Source organism: Acidobacteriota bacterium (assembly GCA_035471785.1).
Taxonomy (GTDB): Bacteria; Acidobacteriota; UBA6911; order RPQK01; family DATIPO01; genus JANQFM01.
Map to the genome: position 1 here is coordinate 22865 of DATIPQ010000065.1, position 24123 is coordinate 46987.

The window sequence follows — 24123 nt, forward strand, 5'->3', positions numbered from 1 at the left end:
CCCGGAAATTCAGTTGGTTCGCGACGATTGGGAAGGTGTGCCGCCGCGGCTTGGGCGCCTGGTCGGCTTGGGGCTGCGGGACTTGCGGCCGCGGGGAGGCATCTTGGCGCGCTCGACCTCCTGCACGCCTTTGATGGTCTTCAGATAGTTGATGATCTTCTCCAGGTGGCGGGTGTCCTTGACTTCCACCGTGACGTCGATTCGCCCGTAGCGCCCCTTCAGGGTATCGGCCTTGGCGCTGCGGATATAGGTGTTGACGTTGGCGATGGCCGAGACGATGTCGGCCAGGATGCCGGTGCGGTCTTCGGTGCTGATGCGCAGGCGCACCGGGTAACAGGCGGCACCGCTTTCACCGGCCCAGTTGACCTCGATGATGCGCTCGGGGTTGAGAAGCAGATTCTCGACGTTGCGGCACTGGGTGGAATGGATGGTGATGCCTCTGCCGACGGTGATGTAGCCCACGATCTCCTCGCCCCGGATGGGATTGCAGCACTTGGCGCGATTGACCATCAGGTCGTCGTGTCCCTTGACCTGTATGGCGCCTCCCGAGTCCTCGTAGACCTTTCGCGGCTTGCCCGCGGCGGCTTCCTTCTCGGCGGCCGGCAGGCCCACCTTGTCGGGTTCCAAGCGTCGCAGAATCTGCCGCGCCTCGACTTTGCCGTAGCCGATGGCAGCCAGCAGATCCTCCTTCTTGGAGGCGGCATAGTCGGAGAGCAGTTCCTGCAACTCCTCTTCGTGCTGCTTGAGGCTCACCTCGTAGCGCCGGGCCGCCTTTTCCAGGAGTTTTTCGCCCAACTCCACGGCCTTCTTCTTCTGCTCCTGATTGAGCCAGCGCCGAATGGAGCTGCGGGCTTTGGAGGTCTTGACGAAGCTCAGCCAATCGCGGCTGGGACGACTCTCCTTGGAGGTCAGGATCTCCACCCGCTCGCCGTTGACGAGTTGATACTTGAGGGGAACGATGCGCGAGTTGACCTTGGCTCCCACGCAATGGTGGCCGACTTCGGTGTGGATGGTGTAAGCGAAATCGACCGGGGTGGCGCCCCGAGGCAAGGTAATGATCTCGCCCTTGGGGGTGAAGGCATAAACTTCCTCGGGATAGAGGTCGATCTTCAGGTTGCTGAGAAACTGGTGGGGATCCTTGACCTCGTGCTGCCAGTCGAGGAGACGGCGCAACCATTGAAAGCGCTTGTCGTCCTTGCCGTTCTCTTCGTAGCCCTCTTTGTACTTGTAGTGGGCGGCGATGCCTTCCTCGGCCACCCGGTGCATCTCGTGGGTGCGGATCTGGACTTCGAAGGGCTGGCCGTTTCTGTCCACCACGGTGGTGTGCACAGAGCGGTAGCCGTTGGGACGGGGCATGGCGATGAAGTCTTTGATGCGGCCCGGCACCGGAGGCCACATGTTGTTGATCACGCCCAGCACCGTGTAGCAGTCTTTGACGCTGTCGACCAACACCCGAATGGCGATGAAGTCGTAGACCTGATCCAAGCCGATCTTCTGCCGCTTCATCTTCATGGCAATGCTGTAGATGCGCTTGATGCGATGCTGCAGGATGGCTTCGATGCCGTGTTCAGAAAGCTCCCTCTCAATCCGGCGGGTGACCCGGCTGATGAACTCGTCGCTGTGAGCCTTCTTTTCCTCCACTTGAGCCACGATATTTTGATAGTTGACGGGATCGAGATAGCTGAAGGCCAAGTCTTCCAGCTCTCCCCTCACTTTCGACATGCCCAGGCGGTGGGCGATGGGGGCGTAAATTTCCAGAGTCTCCCGGGATATCGCCTTGCGCTTTTCGGGCGGCATGTGCTGCAGGGTGCGCATGTTGTGAAGACGGTCGGCCAACTTGATCAGGATGACGCGGATGTCGTCGACCATGGCCAGCAGGAGCTTGCGGAAGTTCTCGGCCTGGGCTTCATGCTTGGTGGAGAAGTGGATCTTCTCCAACTTGGTGACCCCTTCCACAAGGTCAGCCACATCGGGCCCGAAGAGGTCCTTGATCTTATCGCTGGTGGTCAGGGTGTCTTCCACCACGTCGTGCAGCAGGCCGACGCTGACGCACACCACGTCCAGGCGCATGTCGGCCAGAATGCCGGCCACTTCCAAGGGATGGGTCAGATAAGGCTCGCCGGAAAGGCGGGTCTGCCCCTTGTGCTCTCGGGCCGAGAAGAGATAGGCGCGGCGCAGCAAGTCCAGATCAGCCGACGGCTGATACTTGCGGACCTTCTCTTCCAGTTCCTCGTATCGAATCATCGTTTTTCCTACTCCTGCAAAGGAGAGGTTAACCGGCTATTGTAATGGAAATCGCGGCGGGAACGGATCAGGACACACAAAAAAAGGCGGCGGGCCCATCGGGCCACACCGCCTCCAAGTTCTCGCAAAATCGTTTTCAGGACGTCCCCGCGGTCATCGGCGGACGCCTAGTTTTCGCTGCTTTGTTCACGGCCGCCGAGGGGCGCACGGCGCTTTTGTTCCTCTTCCCGCTGCTGCTGACGCCTGAGCCTCAGGGCTTCCAGAGACAGTTTGCTGGCCTCGCGTTCCCAGCGCTCTTTCTCTTCCTCGTTCTCGGCCAGCTCGGACCGTTCACGATAGAGCAGGTTGAGGTACTCCAGCGCATCGGCATAATCGGGGCGAATCTCGCGGGCGTCCTGAAGAGCCTTGATGCCTTCTTCAACGAAAGAGGTGGCCTGCTGGCGCTCTTCCTCGCTGAGTTCCTCGACGTTGGCGCCCTTCTCGCCGGTCAGGTTATTGGCCTGCTTGTAGGCCACCGTGCCCAACCCATAGAGGGGTTCGGCATTGTCGGTTTCGATCTCGGCGCGCCGTTGGAACCAGTCCTTGGCCTTCTCGTACTCGCCCATGGAATCGTAGAGTCCGGCGATGGAGGCCATGGCGTTGGACTTGGCGTCGGGCCGATCCTCAGGAGCTTCCTCAACCACCTCTTGGAAAGTCTGAATGGCGTTTTCGGCCAGCGCCTGGTTGTCGGGTCGGGGAATGCCGGGGACGTATTGTATGCGGTAGGAATGAGCCAGATAGAGTTTGGCGTCCAGCAGCTCGGGGTCGAGCTCGACCGCTCGCTTGAAATGTTCGACCGCTTCAGGATATTCCTTGGCCGAGTAGGCCGCCACGCCTTCGTTGACGTGGTTGCGCGCCTTCAGACCGTCGATGATGCCGCACCCGCTGGCGCCGAGAAGCAACGCTCCCAGCAGAATGGCTGCGGCGATTCCGATGCTCTTGTTCATTTTATAGCCTCCATAGCCGCCGCTTTATTGGCCGCCCTCTGAGCCGCCGCCTCCACCCGACGTGTCGGCCGAGGTGATCAATCCGATGTCTCCGACCCCGGATCCTTTGGCGATGTCGATGACACGGATGACGTCGCCGAAGGGCAGATCCTCGTCGCCTTGCACGAACATGTTCTTGTTGGAGCGGGCGCTGTAGATTTCGAAGAGCCGGCCGCCCATAGCGTCCAGGGTCACGGGCTCCTGGTTGATGGCGTAGGTGCCGTCGGCGTGGATCTGCAAGACGATGTTGTCGCTCTTGATGATGATGTCTTCGGGCAGATCCTCTTCGGGCTCCTGGGGCGTGCGGGCCTTGAGGTCGTACTTGGTGGTGGGCTGGATGACCATGAAGATGATCAAGAGAACCAGCAGAATATCGATATAGGGCGTGACGTTGATGTCCGATTTGGGCCCGCCACCGGGTCCGCCTGTTGTCATTCCCATAGTTAGTTACCTCCCACCGGCAGCGCTGAGTCGACGCCGCCTTCTGACCGGTCGACCACCATGCCTATTTGTTCGTATCCGGCATCGCGGGCCAGGTTGACCACTTGCACGACTTTTCCGTACGGAGCGGCCACGTCGCCCCTGACGAAGAGGGGCAGTTCAGGCGCGCGGGCCCGGCTCTCGCTCAACTTGTCCACGAAGTCCTCGTTGGGAACCGGATCGCTGTTGATGTAGAGCAGACCGTCGCGCGTCACCGTCACGGTGGTGACGCCTTCAGCGTCGAGCTGAGGCGCTTCCTCGGCGTAACGGGCCTTGGCCTTGTTGATGGGGATGCCTTCCTGGATGAGGGGCGTGGTGATCATGAAGATGATCAAGAGGACCAACATGATGTCGGCCATCGGGGTCACGTTGATTTCGGCGTTGACTCCGGAATGTTTGGAGCTGCCTCCGCCTGAGATTGCCATTGTCGACTTCTCCCTTCGCGTCTAAAGCGGGCGCCGATGCGGGGCGCCCCTTGGCTCTAGTTGGCGGATGCCTGCGTCTGGGCCCTTCGCTTGAGGAAGTAGTCGATCAACTCGGACGAGGAGTTGTCCATCTCCACCACGAACGACTCGATGCGGGAGGTGAAGTAGTTAAACATCCAAACGGCAGGCACAGCCACGAGGAGGCCGATGGCCGTAGCCACCAGAGCTTCCGAAATACCGCCGGCGACGGCCGCGATACCCATGTCCTCGCCCTGGCTCATACCGGCGAAGGCGTTAATGATGCCGATCGTGGTGCCGAAGAGACCCACGAAGGGCGCCGTAGCGCCGATGGTGGCCAAGCCGCCCAAAGAGCGCTTGAAGTCTTCGATGCCGATGGCCGTGGCGCGCTGCAATGCGCGCTTGGACGCCTCGATGGTTTCGCCCGGAATATCGCCGCCGGACTGATGGGCTTGAAATTCTTGCAATCCTGCCGATACGACGCGGGCCAGATGGCTCTTGTCGTACTGGTCGGCCAGTTCGATGGCTTCCTGAACGTTGCCGTTCTTAAGCGCTTCGGCCACCGCCGGCGCAAATTCGCGAGATTGATTGCGCGCCTTGCGGTAGTAAAGAAGCCGCTCGATCATGACCGAGATCGACCAGATCGACATGAGCACCAGGATGATGACCACCGCTCGGGCGATCCATCCCATCTGCTCCCACATGTGCATATAATCCAATCCACCCATACAGAAAACCTCCCTATTGGAATTTTGGTTTCAATTTCTTGCTTCTCTCGCCTGGAAAATCCCTCTCAGTCGGCACAGCCGGGCCTCGGTCCCCTATTGAAGCCGGAAATGTACCGTGATGGTGGCGACGACAGGCACCGGTTCGCCGTTCAACAGAGTAGGCGAATAACGCCACTGCCGCACAGCGTCGATGGCCGCCTGATCCAGCAGAGGATGGCCGCGCACCACTTGAATGTCGCTTACGCTGCCCGACTCGTCGACCGTGATCTTCAAGAAGACCACGCCTTGCACGCGGGCTCTCTTGGCCAGTTCGGGGTAGCGCGGTTCGACCTTGCGGATGAGCTTGGACGACAGGACGCTTCCACCGACTTTGAGCGGCTCTTTTCTCTTGGGCGGGGGCGGGGGCGGGGGCGGCGCCGTGGGCGCGCCTCCAATCACACCGCCGGGAACGCCGCCGGGAACGCCGCCTACGACTCCGCCGGGCACGCCGCCGGGAACACCGGTGCCCAGATTCTGGAGGCTGGAGAGGGTAGGCAGGTCCTCATCGGGAGCCGGTATGTCTTCCGGGATTTCGGTGGGCGCCATAAACTTGTCGGGGTCCATTCGCACCACTTGCACTTCCTTGCGCTGCACCGGTTCGGGCGGAGCAGCCGGGGGCGGAGGCGGGGGGGGAGGAGGAGGTGGCGGAGGTGCCGCCAAGAACGTCAGCAATTCCGTATCCGGCAGAGCATCATACCAGTAAAGGGGTATGACGATGATCAGTGCCAGGATGATGGTGTGAACGACGAACGAGACCAGGAACGAACTCGAACTTCGCCCCTCATGAGTCTCCGTTGAGGACTCCAGAAGATTGTCGAACATTGGATTTCCTCTCCCTTTCTTACGACCCGAAAACGGCCTAAACCGTAGTGGGGCGCATGTTACTACCCCAACTGAGTCGAGTCAAGACAATTGTTTTTCTCTCGGCTGAGGCCTTATCCTCTTTACACTCAAGTGGTTACCGAGTGCAAGCGGGGGCAGATCAGCCAGCTTTTCTCTTCTCCATCACGGCATCCCACCAAACCACCAGGGGGCTGGCGATGGCCACCGAGGAATAGGTTCCCACCATGACTCCAACCACCAGCGCGAAGGAGAAACCGTCCAAGGCCTCTCCTCCCAGCAGATAGAGCGCCAGCGCCGCCATGAAAAACGTGGCCGAGGTGAGAATGGTGCGGTTGAGGGTCTGATTGATGCTGGTATTGATGATCGAGGTCAAGCTTCGCCGCCGCATCAGGCGACTGTTCTCGCGCACCCGGTCGAAGATGACGATGGTGTCGTTGAGCGAGTATCCCACCAGGGTCAAGAGGGCCGCGATGACGGTCAGGGAGACTTCTTTGCCGAAGAGGGCGAAAAAGCCCACCGTAATGAAGACGTCGTGGAAGAGGGCCACGATGGCGGCGATGCCGTAGATCAACTGGAAGCGGAACCAGATGTAGACCAGCATTCCGATGAGAGAGAAGAGTATGGCGTTCTGAGCCCGCTCTTTCATCTCGTTTCCCACCTTGGGACCCACGCTCTCGCTGCTGATAACGGTGTAGCTGCCCAGGAAAAAGTCCTCCCGCAGGCGGTCGTTCAACTCCTGCCCGAACCCCAGCTCCTCGATCTGGGCGAAATCGCTGATCAGGCCGCTGTTGGCGGTGCGCAGGTCGATCATCCGCTGAGCCGCATCGACCGCTCCCGGAGGGCCCTCCTGGGGTCCGTTGGTGGCCGTCTCGGCCTCGGACTGTTCGTTTTCCAACAGAGCAGGGTCGAGTCCCGTAAAGTACTCGATCAGATCGGTCCGGGAGGCGTTGTTGAGATCGATGCCCTGGGCGTCCGGGTTGAATTCCTGCTGCAACGCACTCAAGACCAAGTCGGTCTGGCGGCTCAGCTCCAGACTCTCGTCCGACCCCTCGGCCAACCCGATGCGGACCTGCACTTGATTGAGAGAGGGTTCGTCGATGCGGCTTACCGCGGCTCCGCTGAAACCCTGCCGGCCCATGGCCTCGCGGATGCGCTCCAAGGGAGGCTGGTCCTGAAACTTGACCTTGACCAGGATGCCGCCGGTGAAGTCGACGCCGAAGACCAGTTGTCCGCCGAAGAGGGCAACCGCGCCGGCAGCCACCAGCAGGACCGACACGATGATGAAATACCACTTCATTCCCAGCCAGTTGATTCTTGGATCCTTAACCAGTTCCATTTCAATCAGCCCTTTTAATTAGTAACCGGTGACCGGTTGGAGTTCCGTTATTAAATCGAAAGCGCGTCTTGCTCTCGGGCGCGCAGCAATATGCTGAAGAAGGTGCGGGAGACGAAGACTGCGGTAAAAATATTGGCCAACAATCCGACCGCCAAAGTCACCGCGAATCCTTTCACGGGCCCGGTCCCGAACTGAAAGAGGAACAGGGCCGCCACCAGAGAGGTCAGGTTGGTGTCGATGATGGTCAAAAAGACGCGTCCGAATCCCGAGTCAACGGCTGAACGGACCGATTTCTTGAGCCTCAATTCTTCCTTGATGCGCTCGAAGATAAGGATGTTGGCGTCCACGGCCATACCGATGGTCAGGATCATTCCGGCGATGCCGGGCAGAGTCAGGGCGGCCCGGAAGTAGGCCAGCACGCCCAGCAGAATAAGGAAGTTGATGACCAGGCAGAGGACGGCGTTGACGCCGGAAAAACGGTAGACGACCAGCATCACCACCACCACCAGCACCAATCCCAGCAGAGAGGCCTGGATGCCTCGCTCGATCGAGTCCCGGCCCAGCGAGGGGCCGATGGTGCGGGTCTCCAGGATTTGGATTTCCGCCGGCAGGGCGCCGCTCTTGAGCGTCACCGCCAAATCGCGGGCCTCTTCCTGGGTATAGCTTCCGGTAATGAGGGCCGTTTCAGTATTGATCTCCTCGCGGATGCTGGGGGCGGAATAGATCTTGTCGTCCAGGACGATGGCCAGGAAGCCCCCCACATTCTCGCGGGTGGCCCTGGAGAAAAGGGCCACGCCGTCAGCGTTGAGGGAGAACTGCACTTGCGGCTCCCCGGTGAAATTGTCGGTGACCACGCGGGCGTTCTTGAGATGGGTCCCGGTGATGACCGAAACCTTGCGCACCACCATGTAGCCGCGCGATCCCTCCTGAGTCGCTTCACGCATGGGAAGGACCTCGTAGTCGGAGGGCATCAGGTCGCCGAATGCCGCCAAGGCGTCCCTTTCGCTTCCATAGGGGCCACCCAATTCAGGGTGGACCAAGCGAAGCTCCAGCTTTCCGGTACCCGTGATGAGGTCTTTGACGCGTTGCTCGTCGTCCACACCCGGCAACTCGATGATGATCTGACGCTTGACGTCCCCGCCGCCATAGACGGTCACCGAGGGCTCGGACACGCCATAGGTGTCGATGCGGCGGTTGATGACGGTGCGGGCTTGGGAGACGGCCTGGCGACGAGTGAAGTTCTTGTAGGCTCCCGAAGGCGTCAGGGTGTAGGTGCGCACTCCTCCGCTGCTGCGCACCGAGTAGGAGAAGGATGGCGACCAGCGGTCCAGTTCAGCTTCCACCAGGCGGCCTTGGCCGGCTTCGACTCCGCTGACCAGGATGTCGAGACTGCCTTCCTGGAAGGCCACATCCCCGAAAATGACGTTTTCTTCGCGCAGGGCCGACTCCACCTGGTCGGCGACCTGTCTGACCTCTTCTTGCAGGGCGTCGTCCACCATCACCTCAACCACCATGTGGATGCCCCCCTTGAGGTCGAGGCCCAGCTTGATGGTCTCCTCCAGCGGGTAGAAGAGATAGATCGATACCCCAATCACGGCCACGATCAGTATGATGCGGTTACGCAGGTTGTTCATGATTGTTCATCCTGTGGAGGGCAAGCTCGCCGTCCTCACGACTCATCCGAGCTATCCCCGGTCTGTAAGGAAGCCACCGAATTCTTGGCGACCTCCAGCTTCACCTTGTCGCTCACCTTGATGAGCAGGGTGTGCTCGCGCAACCCCGATACGACGCCGTAAATGCCTCCCGCGGTAATGATCTTGTCCCCGTTTTTGAGTCCGGCGATCAAGGCTTCGTGATTCTTTTGACGGACTTTCATGGGACGCCAGATCAGCAGGTAGAAAATGCCCACGATGATCAGCAGCGGCAGGACGGTGTAAAGGGGGCTGGCGGCCGGATTCTGGGCCGAAGCCAATAGTGAATGCAACATGCTCTCCCCGTCTTTCCCTTTCTCAAGTGAAACAGGGAGTATAGCAAAAAATCAGGCGTCGTCCTCATAGCTGCGACGGAGAAGGCCCGCCAATTCATCCAGTTTTCCCCGGCGGATGGAGTCCCGCACCCGTTTCATCAATCCCAGGTAGAAAGCCAGGTTGTGGTAGCTGTTGAGAATGGCGGAGAGAATCTCTCCCGACTGGTAGAGATGGCGCAGATAGGCCCGCGAGTAAGAGGTGCATACCATGCAGCCGCATTGGGGATCGAGAGGCCCGGCATCGCTTTTGTAGCGGGCGTTCTTGATATGGACCTTGCCCTGCCAGGTGAAGAGGGTGCCGTTGCGGGCGTTGCGGGTGGGCATGACGCAGTCGAACATGTCCACGCCCTGCTGGACGCAATAGAGGATGTCGAGAGGAGTTCCCACGCCCATCAGATAGCGGGGCGCAGAGGCGGGGAGCTGAGGGGTGATTTGGGCCACCAGGTCATACATCAGCGGCTTGGGTTCGCCCACGCTGAATCCCCCCAGGGCCAGTCCCGCGAATTCGATTTCCAGCAGTCTCTGCAGGCTTTCCCGGCGCAATTCAGAAAACATGCCTCCCTGCACGATTCCGAAGAGCGTCTGTGGGCCGTCCTGGTGGCAATCGCGGCAGCGCTGGGCCCAGCGCATGGAGCGCAGCATCGATTCGCGGGCCTCGGCCCGCTCCACTGGATAAGGCGTGCAGTCGTCGAAGGTCATGATGATGTCGGCGCCCAGGGCCTGCTGGATGCCGACCGAGCGCTCGGGAGAGAGAAAGTGCCTGCTGCCGTCCAGATGAGAACGGAATTCCACCCCTTCTTCGCGGATGCGGCGCAACTGGCGGTGGCTGTAGACCTGGAAGCCGCCGCTGTCGGTGAGTATGCTGCCCTCCCAGTCCATGAATCCGTGCAGTCCGCCCAGATCGCGCACCACCTCGTGACCCGGACGCAGAAAGAGGTGGTAGGTGTTGGAGAGGATAATGGAGGCTTGCAGGCGGCGCAGGAAATCGGCCGGGACGGCCTTGACGGTGGCGGAGGTGCCCACGGGCATGAAGACGGGCGTCTCGATCACGCCCCGCGAGGTGGTCAGGCGTCCGCAGCGGGCCTGACTGCCGGAATCCTGCTCATGGACGGTGAAGCTGAATGACATGGGCGTTAGGCGGCCAAGGGATACAGTGATCGTCCCAAGCCGTGCGCCGAGCCGTTAGAGGTCGACACGGTAAAGGGCGGAGTGGTCGACGCAGTAAAGGTGGCCTCGCTCCAGATCGTAGGCGAAACCCACCAGCATGGGGCCGCTGAGCAGCAGTCGAGGCTGGCCGCCGGCCATGCTGTAAAGTCCTTTCTGTCCCCGATAGGAAGCCGCCACCAGCAGATTCCCCTCAGGATCGAAGCCGATTCCCTGAGGGCGCCCCAGTCCGCGAAAGAGGATTTCCGGCTCTCCTCCGGGAGGCACGCGGTAAAGGCAATCCTGAGTGGCCAATGTGGGTCCCGTGACGTAGAGATTGTCTTGCGGATCGAAGGCCAAGTGGTAGGCCGAGACGCTGGGCTCGAGCTGGCAGTAGGCTTCCGCCTCTCCTTGGGGAGAGACGCGGGCGATGGTCCCGCTGCGGTCACCCACGAACAGATGACCTTTGGAGTCGAAGGCCAGGCCGGTGGCCAGGCCCAGCCCCACGGCGAATTTTTCCACCTGCTTGTCGAAGGAGGTGGCAAAGACCTCGCCGCTGTGGCGGCTGGATACATAGAGGCGGCCGTCGGGGCCCAGCGCCAGTCCCGTGGGATTGACGATATCGGCCAAAAAGGGCCGGGTGTCGCCGTCGGGAGTAATCTGAAAGACGCCGAAGGTGACCTCTTCGCCGCGTCCTCCGCTGTAGGTGGTGTAGACGTTGCCATGGCGGTCCACCACCGGATTGGTCACGGGATGCAATTCATCGTTGAGGACAAGGCCGATCTTCATGCGGGCCCGGGCGGCCAGCTTGGCGCGCACTTCGATTTCGCCCGAGTCGGCGGGCGGCACGCGAATGGTCACCGCCTCTCTGGAGGCGCCCAGGATATCGGCCTGCAGCCCTCCCACGAAGACGCTCACCGAGGAGGGATCGTCCAGACCCTCCATCAGCAGGCGCAGGCGCCCGTTGGGAAGCGCCGTGGAAGGCTGTATCTCTCGTATATCCATAGCGGCTCACTATAGCACTTTCGCGTGCCGACGCCGGAGAAGGGAAAAGGCCGCCAGGATAGGACGAAATCTGGCCCTGCATCGACAAGCCTGACCTCAGGCAGTATCCTTGAGGGGTATTAAGGACCCTCGAGTCAACGACTATGATCAAGCGCATTCTTGTAGCTCTAGCCGGATCGCAACACTCGGAAAGGAAGATCGAGGAGGCGGTCCGCCTGGCCCGCCGTCACGACGCCTCTTTGACCGGGGTAACGATAGTGGACATCGACCGCCTCTCGGACACCGGCTCGGTGCCGCTGGGGGCCGGCCACTCGGCCCAGCAATTGGCCGAGTTCCGCATCGAAGAGGCCCGCCAGCAGTCGCGCAAGGCGGTGAACGATTTCGTCAAGGCTTGCGAGAAGGCCAAAGTCCGCCATCGGCTCTACCGCGAGAACGGCGATCCTTTCGAGTCGCTGATCTCCTACTGGCGCTATCACGACCTGACGATCCTGGGTCTTCGCTCGCTGTGGGAGTTCGGCGTGATCGACGAGCCTCACGACAGCATCGCCAAGCTCATCGCTCAAGGAGTCCGTCCCGTCCTCACCGTGGACCAACCCTTCAAGAGTCCGGTCAAGGTCCTGGTCGGCTACAACGGGTCGATGGAATCGGCCAAAGCCATGAAGCGGTTCGTTTCAATGCAGCTTTGGGAAAAGTGCGATTTGCGGGTCGTCTGCTATGACGAGAACAAGCCCAGGGAAGAGGCCCGCCAGCTCATTGAAGACGCCCTCGAGTACTGCCGCGAGCATGGCTTGGAGCCGCAAGGCGAAGTCATGGAAGGCGATCCCACCAAGGGGCTGCTGGAAGAGGCTAAACGCTTCGACGCCGACATCGTGGTGGCCGGAAACAGCCATCGCCGCCTCATACTGCGCAAAGTCTTCGGAAGCACCACCCTGCGCCTCATCGAGCAGTGCGAGAGAGCGCTCTTTCTCACCCAGTAGACGGCGCCGCAGACTTTGGTGCCCTTGTCCGAAAGGGGAGGGAGAATCCGGTATACTGAGGAAGCGCCCGGGAGTGCCCGATGCGCAATCGGGAGATCTATGAAACTCTACGACATCAAGGCCAAGCGCCATGGCGAGTCCTACGACGCCGTTTCGGCCCTCGCCTTGGATGCTGAAGCTGTTTTCGAGGGTTTCGCCAGCGACTTCGACTGGCAGCTCTCAGGCTTGGTTTCCAGCGGCAAGCCGGGCGACGACCCGCGCGAGCGGATCATTCTCCACGCTGAACTGAATGCGCCCCAGGGAGGTCATCTTTCGGTGGATTTCGTGCGCTACGAAAACAACCGCCTGGGCGTCGACAACAAGATCGTCATCCGCGCCTTCTCCCCGCGCGGTGAGCTGGCCGCCAGCGTCCTGCGCGGACTCAAGCTGATCAGCATGCAGCCCCCCAACCGCAGCGTCCTGCTGCGGGGCGAACTGGAGCGGATGGCAGGACACCTTGAATTCGCCTAGGCGTAGCGAGCGACCTCATACCGCCGAGGGCAATTGAGCCTTCACCGCGGTCGCTGAAACTTGACCCGTGTGTGAACTTGTTGGCCACCTAGTGGCCCTAGGCGTAGCGAGCCTCATACCGCCGAGAGCAATTGGGCCTTCACCGCGGTCACTGAAACTTGACACTTGTGTGAACTTGTTGGCCACCTTGTGGCCCTAGGCGGCACTGACGAAACGGCTGCGGGCGGTATTCCTCAGACGCTCGATATCTTCGCGCCGAGACACCGACAGCGGTACGGTTTCGGAGATTTCCTCGAGGATGAGCTGTGTGCACAGGGAGCGGCTTTCGTGCAAAGAACGGTAGGCGGCGCCGATGACGGCCTGCTCGATTTCAGCTCCGCTGAAGCCGTCGCAGGCGCGCGCCAGCTCATCCAGGTCGAAGGAGTCGGGATCTTGGTTTCGCAGGCGCAGGTGGATCCGGAAAATGGAGCGGCGGTCGCTCAGGCCGGGCAGATCGACGAAGAAGATCTCGTCAAAGCGTCCCTTACGCATCAGCTCCGGCGGAAGTCCGCTCAAGTCGTTGGCGGTGGCCACCACGAAGACTTCTCCCTTCTTCTCCTGCAACCAGGTCAGGAAGGCCCCTAGCAGACGCCGGCTCAAGCCGCCGTCCTGATCGGAGGAGCCGGCCGATCCCAGTCCCTTTTCGATCTCGTCGATCCACATGACGGCGGGGGCCATCGACTCGGCCATGGCAACGGCGCGGCGGAAGTTCTTCTCCGATTCGCCCACATACTTGTCGTAGAGGCTGCCCGCGTCCAGTTTGAGCAAGGGCATTCTCCAGCGCCGCGCGATGACCTTGGCCGCCAGCGATTTCCCGCAGCCCTGCACCCCTACGATGAGAATTCCCCGCGGAGCCCTCAAGTTCAACTCCCGGGCTTTGCTGGAAAAGCCGATTTCGGCGCGCTGCAGCCATTCTTGCAGATTGGCGAATCCGCCCAACTCCGACTGGTTGTCCTCGGCGGGAAAGAACTCCAGCACGCCTCCGTCGCTGATCATCTGGGCCTTGCGCTCCAGAACTCTGTTGATGTCGCTGCCGTTCAGGCGGCCGTCCTCCATAACGGCGAAGGCGACAGCCTGGCGGGCCTGGTTGAGGGTCATCCCGCGCAGCGCCGAGATCAGTTGATGCAAATCTCCCGGCTGCAGATCGACCTGGAAGGGCTGCTTGCGGCGCAAGGAAGCCAGAGCCGTCTGCATGACCTCCTTGAGTTCCTCTCGGCCCGGCAGGCTGAGCCGGTAGAAGGCGGCCTTGTGTCCGATTCCGGCGGGAAGCTCGATGTCGGCTCCCGTTAACACCAGGGCCGAACGGGTGCTGGAAAACTTCTGACACAGCTCGCGGAACTGCCGGGCGACCGGCGGGCTGGAGAGGTGAGAAGCCAGGTCCTTGAGCAGATAAACGCCCTCGATGGTCAAACTTTCCAGATGACGCAGCATGACCTGGGGATCGTTGGTGCCGTGGATCATGCCCCCTTTGGGCGGGCGGCGCAGCCCCCGCGTGACGGTCCACTCGAAGAAGGGCAATCCCATCGCCGCGGCCGTTTCGCGCAGGAGTTGTTGAGCCCGTTCCTCCTCCAGCGTCTCCATAACGATCACGGGATGATAGGAGGCGATCAAGGTGCGCAAATCATGACTGGCGGAAACTCGCATAAGACCCTACAATTAAAGGGTGGCTTGAGGCTTTAGTTTTTTCTGGCTGCGGACGCAACGTCCGGCACCAAGGCCGGGGTGAAGCCACCTCTTACCCTGTCGGCAAAATCGACGGAATCATTACCCGCCGGGCCGCCGGGGCGCCGCCGAGGCCGAGGCGCGTTCCCTCTCCCGCAGCCGTTTCAAGCATATGCATCAGACCGAGGAGGACCGACATGTCCAAAGCACCCGACCACCACGACGTCGATTTGATCCTGAGACTTTACGAACTGCGGCGCGAGCGCAAGATGCGGGAAGCGCGCGCCTGGTTTTCGGAGTCGTTCAAAGTCAAGAACCTCAAGGAACTGAACCAACTGTGTCCGTCGGGCTCCCAGACCAACGCCTACTTCCGCATGGTGGCGTCCTATTGGGACATGGTCGCTTCCTTCATCCGTCACGAGACGCTCAACAAACAACTCTTCTTCGAAAGCGGAGGTGAAATGCTCTTGGTGTGGGTTCGGATCGAGCCCCTGCTCGAGGAGATACGCCAGCAGTTCAGCGACGCCAACTTCTTGGGAAACCTGGAGGAGGTAGCCGGCAAGTTCATCCGCTGGAGAGAGAAGCGTTCTCCGGGCTCCTTCGAGGCCTTCAAGAAGCGAGTAGGATAAACCCCCGCACCGCCCATTCCGTCCCCCGGAAGGCGGCATTTGCTAGAATAAAGGCGCTATGGTTTCGGCTGCATCGCCCCTGGTCAAGGCTCCAAGTGACTCCGAGATCCCGTCTGACGGGCGCAAGAACTACTACGCCCGCCACACCCGCGGACTGCGCCAGGAACTGTCCCAGCGGCTGGATGCCGAGGAACTGCGGGAACTGCACCAGGTCAGCACTTGGCGACATCTTGCAGTCACCGCGGGGCAGTTCGGCGTTATGGGGCTGGCCACCTGGGGATTAATCGTCTTCACCCATCCGCTGATTTGGATTCCGCTGGCGGTCGTGCAGGGGTTCGTGATCTTCAACTTCACCGTGATGCTCCACGAAGTCGTTCACGACAACGCCATCCGCGGCGGGCGCAGCCGCTCCAAGGCCTTTTGGAATAAAGTGCTGGGCTTCCTCTACGCCATCCCCAGCGGCATCTCGCGCACCCAGTTCACGCGCTGGCATCTCGACCACCACGATTCACTGGGATCGGAAGAGGATGATCCCAAGCGCCACCGCCTCTCGCCCAAGGTCAACAAGCGCTGGTACAAGCTGCTCTACTTCACGCCGGCCCTGATCTTCATCTATTTCCGGGCTGCCAAAGAGGAAAACGCCACCTACCCGCGAGAGTTGCAAAGGACGATCCGCAACGAGCGCCTGGCCACTATAGCCGTTCACCTGGCTGCTTTTGCGGCCTTGGCTTACTTTTTCGGCTGGGGTGCCGCCGGACGCGCCTACCTGGTTCCCTACCTGCTGGTCTTCCCGGTGGCCTTCGCACTCAACCGACTCTGCCAGCACTACTTCATCGTCCCCGAGGACCCGGCCCAATGGAGCACCCTCATGAAGGTGAGCCGGTTTTGGGACATCGCCTACCTGTGGTCGACCTACCACCTCGAGCACCACTACTATCCGCGGGTTCCCTTCTACAACATGCCCAAGCTCCGCCGTAAGCTGGAGCCTTTCTTCCGGCAGCGGGGAATGAGCGACCACAGCATCCGCGAGCTCCTCTACCACTACATCGTCCTCAACAAGCGACCCCACACCAACTGGTCGCTTCATCTCGACTAGGGCCAGTAGCTAAGCTGGGCGGGATGAGGCTGCTCGCTACCCTTTGCGGAGACTGTCCTCAGGCCGCGCCCCTCGATAACTGTTCGAAGGAGACATCAACGTCATGCGAAAAACGATTCTCATCTGCCTGGCCGGGCTGCTTCTTCCCTTTTTGGCGGTCTGCCGGCAAGGAGCCTCGGCCGCCAACGATCTGGCCGATCATCTCGACTCCTCCTACTCGAGCCGGGACTATTGGTTCGACGGCACGGCTGAGATCAATCTTTACCAGGCCCGATTGACCTTCTACGGCGCCCGCCGTCCAGCCCGACAACTGGTCCACATCCTGGTGACCGAAGATCATAATCCCGAGTTGCTGGTCAAAGCCGACGACTGGCGCCAGCCGGGGCTGGTCAAGATGCTCAAGTTCAACTACCTGCAACGGGTCCAAACCGGAATCTACGAGTACCGTCAGATGATGAGCGCTTTCTTCCAGCACGGTCCCCAGCGTTTCGCCAAAATGACCTACAGCAGCCAGGAATGGTGCGGACATTCCTTCAAGGAAATCGTACGCTATGGCCAACGCCACAGCTTCGACTTCAATACCTACTGGGACGGTCAGGGAAACGGCTCCTACGATGTGGAGTACCCGGACGATCTGGTGCTCTACGACACCTTGCCGGTGACGCTGCGCTCATTGAAATGGCGAGTGGGGCTGAGCCTCGAGTTCAACATGCTGCCCAGCCAGTTTTCCAGCCGCGTCCAAGAACCCTCCTACCAGCGGGCCCGGGTGGAGGTGCAGCAACGTGAAAGCGTCCAGGCGCCAGCCGGCCGATTCGAGACCTTTCGCGTCGAAGTGCAAGCTGGAGACCGGCGCGACCTGATGTGGTTCGAAGCCGAGTTTCCTCACCGCCTGATCCGCTGGCAGCGCCCCAACGGCGATTCTCTGGAACTGGAGAAGAGCGAGAAACTGCCCTACTGGGAACTCAATCAGCCCGGAGATGAAGAGCGCCTCCAATAGCGGGCATTTGAGCCAGGAATTGGAGGCGGCGGCCGGATTCGAACCGGCGCATAAAGGTTTTGCAGACCTCTCCCTTACCACTTGGGTACGCCGCCTCTCTGAGCGCGGACTGCCATTATAGACTTGCGCTCAAGTGAAAACAACCTTGGGGCCCGGGTGTGGAAGGTGGGAAATGGAGCGGGAAACGGGATTCGAACCCGCGACTTCAACCTTGGCAAGGTTGCACTCTACCACTGAGTTATTCCCGCTCGCAGAGCCCATATTCTACGAACCAGCGGTGCTTTTGTCAACTTTTCAGGGCCTCTGTCCAGACGGCTTCTGAGGCGGATTTCGCAGATTGCGCGGGCTGGTGCGTTGAAGGTGTGTGGAGAGAGAAAAGGGCATTCCAATTCAAGAGGAACTGGTGGAGGTGAAACGGGGCCGGGTGATCCGTCCTTGCTTCTTCGCCGCCTACACCAGGAAGGCCGGAGAGCGCGCCGCCCTGGGGCGCTGGGGCGAATGGCTGGCGTTGCGCTACCTTCGCCGCAGCGGATGGGACGTGGTGGCGCGCAACTGGTCTTGCCGGGTGGGCGAAGTGGACCTGATCGCCTACGGCCCTCATCACCTCGGCTTCTTCGAAGTCCGCACCCGCCGCGGGCCCTCATCCGTCCGGCCCGAAGAAACCGCCGATGAAGAGAAGCTGGCGCGGGTGGAGGCGGCCGCCTGGCACTTCCTGCGCCGCTACGAACTCGAGGAACAGCCCTTCGGCCTCCACTTGATCGCGGTCGAAACACCCGATCTGCGCCGCTATGAACTGCGCCACTGGCGCCTCTGAAGCACCGCCCAGGACTTACATCGCGCTCACAACCTTGTGAATAATCCCCAGTCCTTCTTGCAGGTCGTCCCAGCTAATGTTGAGGGGCGTACGGAAACGCACCGAACGGCGCCCGCAGGGCAACATCAGCAGGCGCTCTTCAAAAAGGCGCCGCAGAAAGGCCTTGCGGGTAGCCGAGTCGACCATGTCGAAGGCGCACAGCAGTCCCTTGCCGCGCACGTTTGAAATCTTGTCGGGAAATTCTTCCTGCAGATCGTGCAGCCTCTCCAGCAGCCTTTGGCCCATCTCGCTGACATGCTGCAGGATGTTTTCCTCTTCGTAGATCTGCAGGTACATCCCGCAGCGCACCATGTCCACCAAGTTTCCGCCCCAGGTCGAATTGATGCGGCTGGAGACGCGGAAGACGTTGTCGGGCACTTCGTCGATGCGCGCGCTGGCCAAGACGCCGCACACCTGGGCCTTCTTGCCGAAAGCCAGCATGTCGGGCCGCACGTAGTGCTCGTAAGCCCAGAACTTGCCCGAGGCTCCGAAACCCGTCTGCACCTCGTCGTAGATCATGAGGATGTCGTTGTTGTCGCAGATGGCCCGCAGCGCCTGGTGGAACTCGGGACGGAAGTGATGGTCGCCGCCCTCGCTCTGGATCGGTTCCAACACAATGCAGGCGACGTCGTCGCCCTCTTCCTTGATGATCTCGGCGATGTGGCCCAAGGCCTGCTTCTCGCTTTCCACCACCTGCTCAAGGTTGTCTCCTTGCAGAGGAAAACGGCAGTAGGGATTGTCGATGCGGGGCCAGTCGAACTTGGGAAAGTACTTGGTCTTGTTGGGATCGGTGTTGGTGAGCGAAAGCGTGTAACCGGTGCGGCCGTGAAAGGCGTCCTTGAAGTGAATGACCTTGTAGCCTTTTTCCTCCTTGTAGCCCTTGGCGAAGTTCTTCTGCACTTTCCAGTCGAAGGCCGCCTTGAGGCAGTTCTCAACCCCCAGCGCGCCGCCCTCGATGAAGAAGGCGTACTTCATATGGTCGGGTTTGGCGACGCGGGTGAAGGTCCTCATGAACTCCACCATCTCCCAACTGTAGACGTCCGAGTTGGAAGGCTTGTTGACGGCCGCCTCTCCCAGGCGCTTGAGCGCCTCAGGCGTAGTCAGCCTGGGGTGGTTGAAACCCAAGGGACAAGTGGCGAAGCAAGAGAAGAAATCAAGAAAAAAGGTGTCTCGCTTGGCATCGTAGAGACGTGAACCCTTGCTCTTGTGCAGGTCGCAAACCAAGTCGTATCCGTCAGCCAGCATGTGGCTCTTGAGAAAATCCAGAGCCGCCGCGGCGTCAGTTTTCAGTGCACTCGTTTCCATCGTGTTCCTTCTTTCGTATCTTCCAGGATGATTCCTTGCTCAGCCAAATGATCGCGGATCTCATCAGCGCGCGCGAACTCCCGCAGGCGGCGCGCCTCGATTCGCTCCTCGATGAGGCGAGCGACGTCTTCGTCAGGCAACTCTTCTTCTTCCAGTTGGAAAACATCGAAAACGGAGTCAGCGTCCTGGAAGAACCGCATGATCTCCCGGCGGTTGCCCGACCCCAGCTTACCCTCGTCGAGCGAGACATTGGCCTGCCGGACCAATTCGAAAAGAGCCGCCAAAGCCTCTGAGACATTGAGGTCGTCGTCCAGAGCGGCTTCGAAGGCGGCGCGGGCCTCTTCGACCGCTTGAGCGAGCCGTTCGTCGTCTTCACCGGCCGGCTCAAGTTCGCGCAGCTTGCGCAGCAGGTCGTCGACCCGCCGGACGGCAGCCGCAGCCTGCTCGATGCCGTCGAAAGTGAAGTTGAGCTGCTTTCGATAATGGACCGAACTGAGCAGATAGCGCACGGCCCGCGGACTGTAGCCCTTTTCCAGCACTTGGCGCAGAGTATAGAAGTTGCCCGCCGACTTGGACATCTTCTCGCCTTCCACGATCAGATGGGCTCCATGCACCCAGTACTTGACGAAGGGCTTGCCGCTGGCTCCTTCGCTTTGGGCGATCTCGTTCTCGTGATGGGGGAAGACCAGGTCGACACCCCCGCAATGGATGTCGAAGCTCTCCCCCAGGTACTTCATGCTCATGGCCGAGCATTCAAGATGCCAGCCGGGACGCCCCTCTCCCAAACTGCTTTCCCAGTAGGCGTCATCGCCCCGGCGTCCCTTCCAGAGCACGAAATCGCGCGGATTCTCCTTGGTGTATTCGTCGGAATCGACGCGGGCCTGGCTGCCCGAGCCGTCCAATTCTACCCTGGAGAGCTTGCCGTAGTTCTTGAAGCCGGCGATGCGATAGTAAATCGAGCCGTCGCTCTCGTAGGTCAGCCCCTTGTCGCGCAGCTTGCTGACCAGCTCCACCATGTCGTCGATATGCTCCGTGGCGCGCGGCATGACTTCGGGCTTTTGGATGCGCAACGTCTCCATATCGTCAAGAAAAGCCTGCTCGTAGCGGCCGGTGTACTCGGCAATGGACACACCCTCGGCTTTAGAGGCGGCGATGATCTTGTCGTCCACGTCGGTGATGTTCATGACGTGGGTCAGCTCAAACCCCTTGTAGAGGATGTAGCGGCGCAGCAGGTCCTGGAAGATGAAGGTGCGGAAGTTGCCGATATGGACGTAGTTGTAGACCGTGGGGCCGCACGTATACATGCGTACGTGCTCATCTTCGAGAGGCCGGAGGGGCTCTACTTTCCGGGTCAGCGTGTTGTACAGTCGTAGTGCCATAAAGTCCTTCACCGCGCCCGAAATTCTATCTTATCAAGGCTTCAGAAGTAGCGGAAGCATCAGCCCGCCCACCCGTAGAGAAGCCCGATGACGATTCCGCCGGGGACCACCCAGCGCAGCCAAAGCACCAGGAATCCCTTCACCGGCAAGCCGGAATTGCGGGAGATCTCTTCCAGCGCCGCGGCCCGGCCCAGGCTCCACACCAGGGCCACCACGGAGAGGACGGCGCCCAACGGCTGCATGGTCGAGCCCCACAAGAGATCGCTGTAGAAGATGTAGTCGAGGCTGAGCATGGGAGGGAAGATGAGCACCGTCTGGGTGATCAGCACCAGCAACAAAGCCTTGGGCCGGCTCCACCCCCAGGCGTCGCGAAGAGCAGCCACGATGACTTCGTAGGCGCCGATGAGGGAGAGCAGAGCCACCAGCAGCACGGAGAGAAAAAAGAGCGTGCCGGCGATGCCTCCCCAGTCCATCTGCTGAAACACCTCGGGCATGGTGACGAACATGAGCGGAGGCCCGCTGGCCATGTCGATGCCGAAGACCAGCACCGCAGGAACCACCAGCAAGCAGGCCAGCAGGGCCGCCGAGACGTCCAGAGAGGCCGTCATCAAGGCGCTGCGGGGAATGTTCTCCCGGGATCGCATGTAGCTGCCGTAAACCAGCATGTAGGTCCCGCCCAGGCTGAGGGAAAAGAGCCCCTGTCCCAGCGCCGCCAGGACGGTCCGGGGAGTGAAATTGCCGGCGCTTTCGGCCAGATAGGCCAGAAATCCCGTCCAGGCGCCCGGCAGCCCCAGTACATAGACGATCAGGCCCAGGAAGAGAAGGAAGAAAAGGGGCGTGAAGAGCGAACTGATGCGCTGGATGCCGCCTTTGACTCCCAGGGCCATGGCGGCGCAAGAGAGGGCCACGCAAGTCCACACGCCGGCCGTTTGCAGGGGCAGGTTGGAAGTCAGGCCCCGGAATACCTCCTGGGAATCCCCTTGGGTCTGGCCGGTGGCAAAGAAGACGGCGTAGCAGAGCACCCATCCTAACACCACGGCGTAGTAGGACGAGGCCATCACGACCGTGATCAGCAGCAGCCATCCCCACAGTTTGCCGCCGGGCATGGAGGCCTTCTCGAAAGCCCCCATGGGGCCGCGGCGAAGGCGGCGTCCCAGGGCCCATTCGCTCATCAGGGCGGGAACTCCGAAACCGATCACGACAGCCAGATAGACGAGAAGGAACCAGAGGCCTCCGAATGCCCCCATCATGTAGGGAAAGCGCCAGATGTTGCCCAGCCCGATGGCCACTCCGGCAGTGGTGAGAACCGTCCCCCAGCTCGATCCGAAGGTATCCCGGCCTTGGGTCATGTCAGGACTTGCGCCCGCGTCCGCGTCGCCCTCGCCCCTTGCCGCCCCGGCCGCCTCCGCCCTTTCGCCGTCCTCTTCCGCCTGAGCCGCCCTTTCTGCGCGAGGACTGGGTGCGCTCGGGCTGCTCGATGGTGCCCGTCCAGGTTTCCGGCTGGTGCAGCTTCTTCTGGTAGTAGTCGTCCAGGAGCATGGCGATAAGCAGTTTTTCCTCGTCGCTTTCGCTCAGGGAGTCAGCCAGGGGAACCATGCGTTGCAGGCGTTCCCGCTGCAGGTTGTCGCGCGAGCGAAGGTCGGCTTCGAGCAGAGCAGTGGCCCTTTCGGAGACGATTTGCTCGACGTCGGAATCGCCGGGCAGGGGACGGCTTTCCAGGGGAATGCCCAGCTGCTTGGCGGCTTTCTTGAGGTTGAGTTCCTCGGCATGGCTGGCCAGGGTAGCCGCCATGCCGACGGCTCCGGCCCTGCCGGTGCGTCCCGCCCGGTGGATGTAGTTCTCCACCTCTTCGGGAAAATCGTACTGAATGACGTGGGATAGCCGGTCGATGTCGATGCCGCGGGCGGCCACGTCGGTAGCCACCAAAAAGGTCAGCGTCTTGTCGCGCAACCGTCCCAGCACGCGCTCGCGGGCCTTCTGGCTCAAGTCCGACATGAGCATGTCGGCGTGATAGCCGAAGCGCTGCAAGACCTGAGTCACGTATTCCACCGTCGATTTCCGGTTGCAGAAGATAATGGCCGATTCGGGGTTCTCCATCTCGATGAGCCGGATCAGAGCCCGGTCCTTGTCCATGGAATCGACCACGTAGTAGAGGTGCTCCGTGTCCACCACATGGAGGGTGTCGCGGCTGAGGTTGAGGCGTTCGGGGGAATCCAGGAACATGTTGGCCAGACTCAGCACGCTGGGCGGATAGGTGGCTGAGAACATGTAGGTGTGGCGCTTCTCGGGCAGATGCTTCTGAAGGCGCTTCATGTCGGGGAAGAATCCCATCGACATGAGCCGGTCGGCCTCGTCGAAAATCATGTAGCGCAGCTTGTTGAGACGCATGGTCCCTCGTTCGAGATGGTCGAGAATGCGTCCCGGCGTACCGACGATCAGGTGGGCTCCCGCTTTCAGGCCCTTCATCTGGGCGCCGTAGCCGACACCGCCGTAGACCACCACGGTGCGGACGTTGGATCCCTGCGAACTGAGCCGCTCCGATTCCCGGGCCACCTGGGCCGCCAGCTCGCGGGTGGGAGTCAGCACCATGGCCTGGGTCACGTCATGAGAGGGATCGATGCGCTGCAGCAGGGGCAGCAAGAAAGCCCCCGTTTTACCGCTGCCGGTTCTGGACTGGACCATCAGGTCGCGGCCTTGCAGCAGATAAGGAATCGCCCTCTTCTGCACCGGCATGAGGGCACTCCATCCGGCCTTGTGGGCCGCGTCCTGAAGTTCCTTGGGCAGATCTTCCATGGAAACCTCGGCCAGTTCCGGCTCTTGCGGCTCTTGGGAAGAGGGAGTGCTTGGGGAATGCTTGGTCTGATTATCGTTCATGTTTCGTTTGAATTATCGCCTCGGAATGGAAGGCCGGGCGTCCCGTCCTTTTCGGGCGTACTTTATCCGGGAGGTCGTCTTGAGTCTTGCATCTTAGCTTCAGCAACCGGCGAAATCAAGCCAAGGGCTGCTTTGAGGCCGGAAGCCGGCCCCAAGCGGGACGGTTTGAGCGGACCAGGCTGGCGGCCCGCTGAGATTAAAGCTGGTCGACCAGTTGACGGATCTCGTCCTTGATCGCCTCGCGGTCGGGGCCCCCCTTGGAATCGATGAGCAAGTCGGCGGCGGAGGTCTCCAAGGCGGCGGCCACGTCGAAGATGAAAACGATGGATGGGACCTTTCGGGCGTTCTCGATGCTGCCGATATAGCCGGTGCTGTAACCGCTGCGTTCGGCCAAGTCTTCCTGTGTGAGCTTCTTCAGGCGCCGGCGGTGTCGGATGCGGCGACCGATTTTCCGCATCATACGGATATCCAATTTCATGGCCAATAGCGT

23 protein-coding genes and 2 tRNA genes are annotated in these 24123 nt (G+C 60.9%); 6 read left to right on the plus strand and 19 right to left on the minus strand.

Going from position 1 to position 24123, the window contains the following annotated elements; translation table 11 throughout:
- Positions 1-9: 9 nt before the first annotated feature.
- The 11 genes from VLU25_09470 to VLU25_09520 all read right to left on the minus strand — a co-directional run bounded on the left by VLU25_09470 (position 10) and on the right by VLU25_09520 (position 11312).
- A complete protein-coding gene (locus VLU25_09470; protein ID HSR68160.1) occupies positions 10-2244 on the minus strand; it encodes a bifunctional (p)ppGpp synthetase/guanosine-3',5'-bis(diphosphate) 3'-pyrophosphohydrolase in 2235 nt (744 codons plus the stop codon).
- A gap of 167 nt (positions 2245-2411) precedes the next feature.
- Complete coding sequence (locus VLU25_09475) at positions 2412-3230, minus strand: tetratricopeptide repeat protein (GenBank protein HSR68161.1); 819 nt, start codon at positions 3228-3230, stop codon at positions 2412-2414.
- Positions 3231-3254: 24 nt separating this feature from the next.
- On the minus strand, positions 3255-3710 hold the full coding sequence (locus VLU25_09480) for a biopolymer transporter ExbD (protein HSR68162.1): 456 nt from the start codon (positions 3708-3710) through the stop codon (positions 3255-3257).
- Positions 3711-3712: 2 nt separating this feature from the next.
- Positions 3713-4174, minus strand: a complete 462-nt coding sequence (locus VLU25_09485) for a biopolymer transporter ExbD (protein ID HSR68163.1) — start codon at positions 4172-4174, stop codon at positions 3713-3715.
- Between the two features lie 56 nt (positions 4175-4230).
- A complete protein-coding gene (locus tag VLU25_09490; protein HSR68164.1) occupies positions 4231-4920 on the minus strand; it encodes a MotA/TolQ/ExbB proton channel family protein in 690 nt (229 codons plus the stop codon).
- A 93-nt stretch (positions 4921-5013) separates the two neighbouring features.
- Positions 5014-5781: a TonB family protein gene (locus VLU25_09495; GenBank protein HSR68165.1), complete on the minus strand. Its 768-nt coding sequence runs from the start codon at positions 5779-5781 to the stop codon at positions 5014-5016.
- Between the two features lie 160 nt (positions 5782-5941).
- Complete coding sequence (gene secF, locus VLU25_09500; protein ID HSR68166.1) at positions 5942-7138, minus strand: protein translocase subunit SecF; 1197 nt, start codon at positions 7136-7138, stop codon at positions 5942-5944.
- A 50-nt stretch (positions 7139-7188) separates the two neighbouring features.
- Positions 7189-8772, minus strand: a complete 1584-nt coding sequence (gene secD / locus VLU25_09505) for a protein translocase subunit SecD (GenBank protein ID HSR68167.1) — start codon at positions 8770-8772, stop codon at positions 7189-7191.
- A gap of 35 nt (positions 8773-8807) precedes the next feature.
- Positions 8808-9125: a preprotein translocase subunit YajC gene (yajC, locus tag VLU25_09510; GenBank protein HSR68168.1), complete on the minus strand. Its 318-nt coding sequence runs from the start codon at positions 9123-9125 to the stop codon at positions 8808-8810.
- Positions 9126-9176: 51 nt separating this feature from the next.
- The gene (tgt, locus tag VLU25_09515; protein ID HSR68169.1) at positions 9177-10292 is read right to left on the minus strand and encodes a tRNA guanosine(34) transglycosylase Tgt; all 1116 of its coding nucleotides are present in this window, start codon (positions 10290-10292) and stop codon (positions 9177-9179) included.
- Between the two features lie 54 nt (positions 10293-10346).
- A complete protein-coding gene (locus VLU25_09520) occupies positions 10347-11312 on the minus strand; it encodes an SMP-30/gluconolactonase/LRE family protein (protein ID HSR68170.1) in 966 nt (321 codons plus the stop codon).
- Positions 11313-11455: 143 nt separating this feature from the next.
- On the opposite strand from VLU25_09520, the gene VLU25_09525 reads away from it, so the two are divergent.
- The gene (locus VLU25_09525; protein ID HSR68171.1) at positions 11456-12289 is read left to right on the plus strand and encodes a universal stress protein; all 834 of its coding nucleotides are present in this window, start codon (positions 11456-11458) and stop codon (positions 12287-12289) included.
- Between the two features lie 99 nt (positions 12290-12388).
- Positions 12389-12799: a hypothetical protein gene (locus VLU25_09530; GenBank protein HSR68172.1), complete on the plus strand. Its 411-nt coding sequence runs from the start codon at positions 12389-12391 to the stop codon at positions 12797-12799.
- Between the two features lie 195 nt (positions 12800-12994).
- Here VLU25_09530 and VLU25_09535 read toward each other — a convergent pair whose 3' ends face one another.
- Entirely contained in the window at positions 12995-14482 is a 1488-nt protein-coding gene (locus tag VLU25_09535) for an AAA family ATPase (protein ID HSR68173.1), read from the minus strand.
- A gap of 215 nt (positions 14483-14697) precedes the next feature.
- On the opposite strand from VLU25_09535, the gene VLU25_09540 reads away from it, so the two are divergent.
- From VLU25_09540 to VLU25_09550, 3 genes are all read left to right on the plus strand, one after another.
- Complete coding sequence (locus tag VLU25_09540) at positions 14698-15129, plus strand: hypothetical protein (protein ID HSR68174.1); 432 nt, start codon at positions 14698-14700, stop codon at positions 15127-15129.
- Positions 15130-15187: 58 nt separating this feature from the next.
- On the plus strand, positions 15188-16225 hold the full coding sequence (locus tag VLU25_09545) for a fatty acid desaturase (protein ID HSR68175.1): 1038 nt from the start codon (positions 15188-15190) through the stop codon (positions 16223-16225).
- A 103-nt stretch (positions 16226-16328) separates the two neighbouring features.
- Complete coding sequence (locus tag VLU25_09550) at positions 16329-17222, plus strand: hypothetical protein (protein HSR68176.1); 894 nt, start codon at positions 16329-16331, stop codon at positions 17220-17222.
- 20 nt (positions 17223-17242) lie between these two features.
- Here VLU25_09550 and VLU25_09555 read toward each other — a convergent pair.
- A tRNA-Cys gene (locus VLU25_09555) sits at positions 17243-17317 on the minus strand.
- Between the two features lie 78 nt (positions 17318-17395).
- Positions 17396-17470 (minus strand) — tRNA-Gly (locus tag VLU25_09560).
- A gap of 116 nt (positions 17471-17586) precedes the next feature.
- Between VLU25_09560 and VLU25_09565 the strand changes: the two genes are divergently transcribed.
- A complete protein-coding gene (locus VLU25_09565) occupies positions 17587-18036 on the plus strand; it encodes a YraN family protein (protein ID HSR68177.1) in 450 nt (149 codons plus the stop codon).
- A 15-nt stretch (positions 18037-18051) separates the two neighbouring features.
- Here the strand turns inward: VLU25_09565 and lat are convergent, their stop codons facing one another.
- From lat to VLU25_09590, 5 genes are all read right to left on the minus strand, one after another.
- Complete coding sequence (lat, locus tag VLU25_09570; protein ID HSR68178.1) at positions 18052-19380, minus strand: L-lysine 6-transaminase; 1329 nt, start codon at positions 19378-19380, stop codon at positions 18052-18054.
- The gene (cysS, locus tag VLU25_09575; protein ID HSR68179.1) at positions 19362-20759 is read right to left on the minus strand and encodes a cysteine--tRNA ligase; all 1398 of its coding nucleotides are present in this window, start codon (positions 20757-20759) and stop codon (positions 19362-19364) included. The genes lat and cysS overlap by 19 nt, the downstream gene beginning before the upstream one ends.
- 59 nt (positions 20760-20818) lie before the next feature.
- Positions 20819-22108, minus strand: a complete 1290-nt coding sequence (locus VLU25_09580; GenBank protein ID HSR68180.1) for a sodium-dependent transporter — start codon at positions 22106-22108, stop codon at positions 20819-20821.
- A 1-nt stretch (position 22109) separates the two neighbouring features.
- A complete protein-coding gene (locus tag VLU25_09585) occupies positions 22110-23633 on the minus strand; it encodes a DEAD/DEAH box helicase (protein ID HSR68181.1) in 1524 nt (507 codons plus the stop codon).
- 196 nt (positions 23634-23829) lie between these two features.
- Complete coding sequence (locus VLU25_09590; protein HSR68182.1) at positions 23830-24093, minus strand: helix-turn-helix transcriptional regulator; 264 nt, start codon at positions 24091-24093, stop codon at positions 23830-23832.
- Between the last annotated feature and the right edge of the window lie 30 nt (positions 24094-24123).

Coding starts and splice junctions, on each gene's coding strand:
- VLU25_09470 (HSR68160.1), bottom strand. CDS start 2,244: ATGATTCGATACGAGGAACTGGAAGAGAAGGTCCGCAAGTATCAGCCG.
- VLU25_09475 (HSR68161.1), bottom strand. CDS start 3,230: ATGAACAAGAGCATCGGAATCGCCGCAGCCATTCTGCTGGGAGCGTTG.
- VLU25_09480 (HSR68162.1), bottom strand. CDS start 3,710: ATGGGAATGACAACAGGCGGACCCGGTGGCGGGCCCAAATCGGACATC.
- VLU25_09485 (HSR68163.1), bottom strand. CDS start 4,174: ATGGCAATCTCAGGCGGAGGCAGCTCCAAACATTCCGGAGTCAACGCC.
- VLU25_09490 (HSR68164.1), bottom strand. CDS start 4,920: ATGGGTGGATTGGATTATATGCACATGTGGGAGCAGATGGGATGGATC.
- VLU25_09495 (HSR68165.1), bottom strand. CDS start 5,781: ATGTTCGACAATCTTCTGGAGTCCTCAACGGAGACTCATGAGGGGCGA.
- secF (HSR68166.1), bottom strand. CDS start 7,138: ATGGAACTGGTTAAGGATCCAAGAATCAACTGGCTGGGAATGAAGTGG.
- secD (HSR68167.1), bottom strand. CDS start 8,772: ATGAACAACCTGCGTAACCGCATCATACTGATCGTGGCCGTGATTGGG.
- yajC (HSR68168.1), bottom strand. CDS start 9,125: ATGTTGCATTCACTATTGGCTTCGGCCCAGAATCCGGCCGCCAGCCCC.
- tgt (HSR68169.1), bottom strand. CDS start 10,292: ATGTCATTCAGCTTCACCGTCCATGAGCAGGATTCCGGCAGTCAGGCC.
- VLU25_09520 (HSR68170.1), bottom strand. CDS start 11,312: ATGGATATACGAGAGATACAGCCTTCCACGGCGCTTCCCAACGGGCGC.
- VLU25_09525 (HSR68171.1), top strand. CDS start 11,456: ATGATCAAGCGCATTCTTGTAGCTCTAGCCGGATCGCAACACTCGGAA.
- VLU25_09530 (HSR68172.1), top strand. CDS start 12,389: ATGAAACTCTACGACATCAAGGCCAAGCGCCATGGCGAGTCCTACGAC.
- VLU25_09535 (HSR68173.1), bottom strand. CDS start 14,482: ATGCGAGTTTCCGCCAGTCATGATTTGCGCACCTTGATCGCCTCCTAT.
- VLU25_09540 (HSR68174.1), top strand. CDS start 14,698: ATGTCCAAAGCACCCGACCACCACGACGTCGATTTGATCCTGAGACTT.
- VLU25_09545 (HSR68175.1), top strand. CDS start 15,188: ATGGTTTCGGCTGCATCGCCCCTGGTCAAGGCTCCAAGTGACTCCGAG.
- VLU25_09550 (HSR68176.1), top strand. CDS start 16,329: ATGCGAAAAACGATTCTCATCTGCCTGGCCGGGCTGCTTCTTCCCTTT.
- lat (HSR68178.1), bottom strand. CDS start 19,380: ATGGAAACGAGTGCACTGAAAACTGACGCCGCGGCGGCTCTGGATTTT.
- cysS (HSR68179.1), bottom strand. CDS start 20,759: ATGGCACTACGACTGTACAACACGCTGACCCGGAAAGTAGAGCCCCTC.
- VLU25_09580 (HSR68180.1), bottom strand. CDS start 22,108: ATGACCCAAGGCCGGGATACCTTCGGATCGAGCTGGGGGACGGTTCTC.
- VLU25_09585 (HSR68181.1), bottom strand. CDS start 23,633: ATGAACGATAATCAGACCAAGCATTCCCCAAGCACTCCCTCTTCCCAA.
- VLU25_09590 (HSR68182.1), bottom strand. CDS start 24,093: ATGATGCGGAAAATCGGTCGCCGCATCCGACACCGCCGGCGCCTGAAG.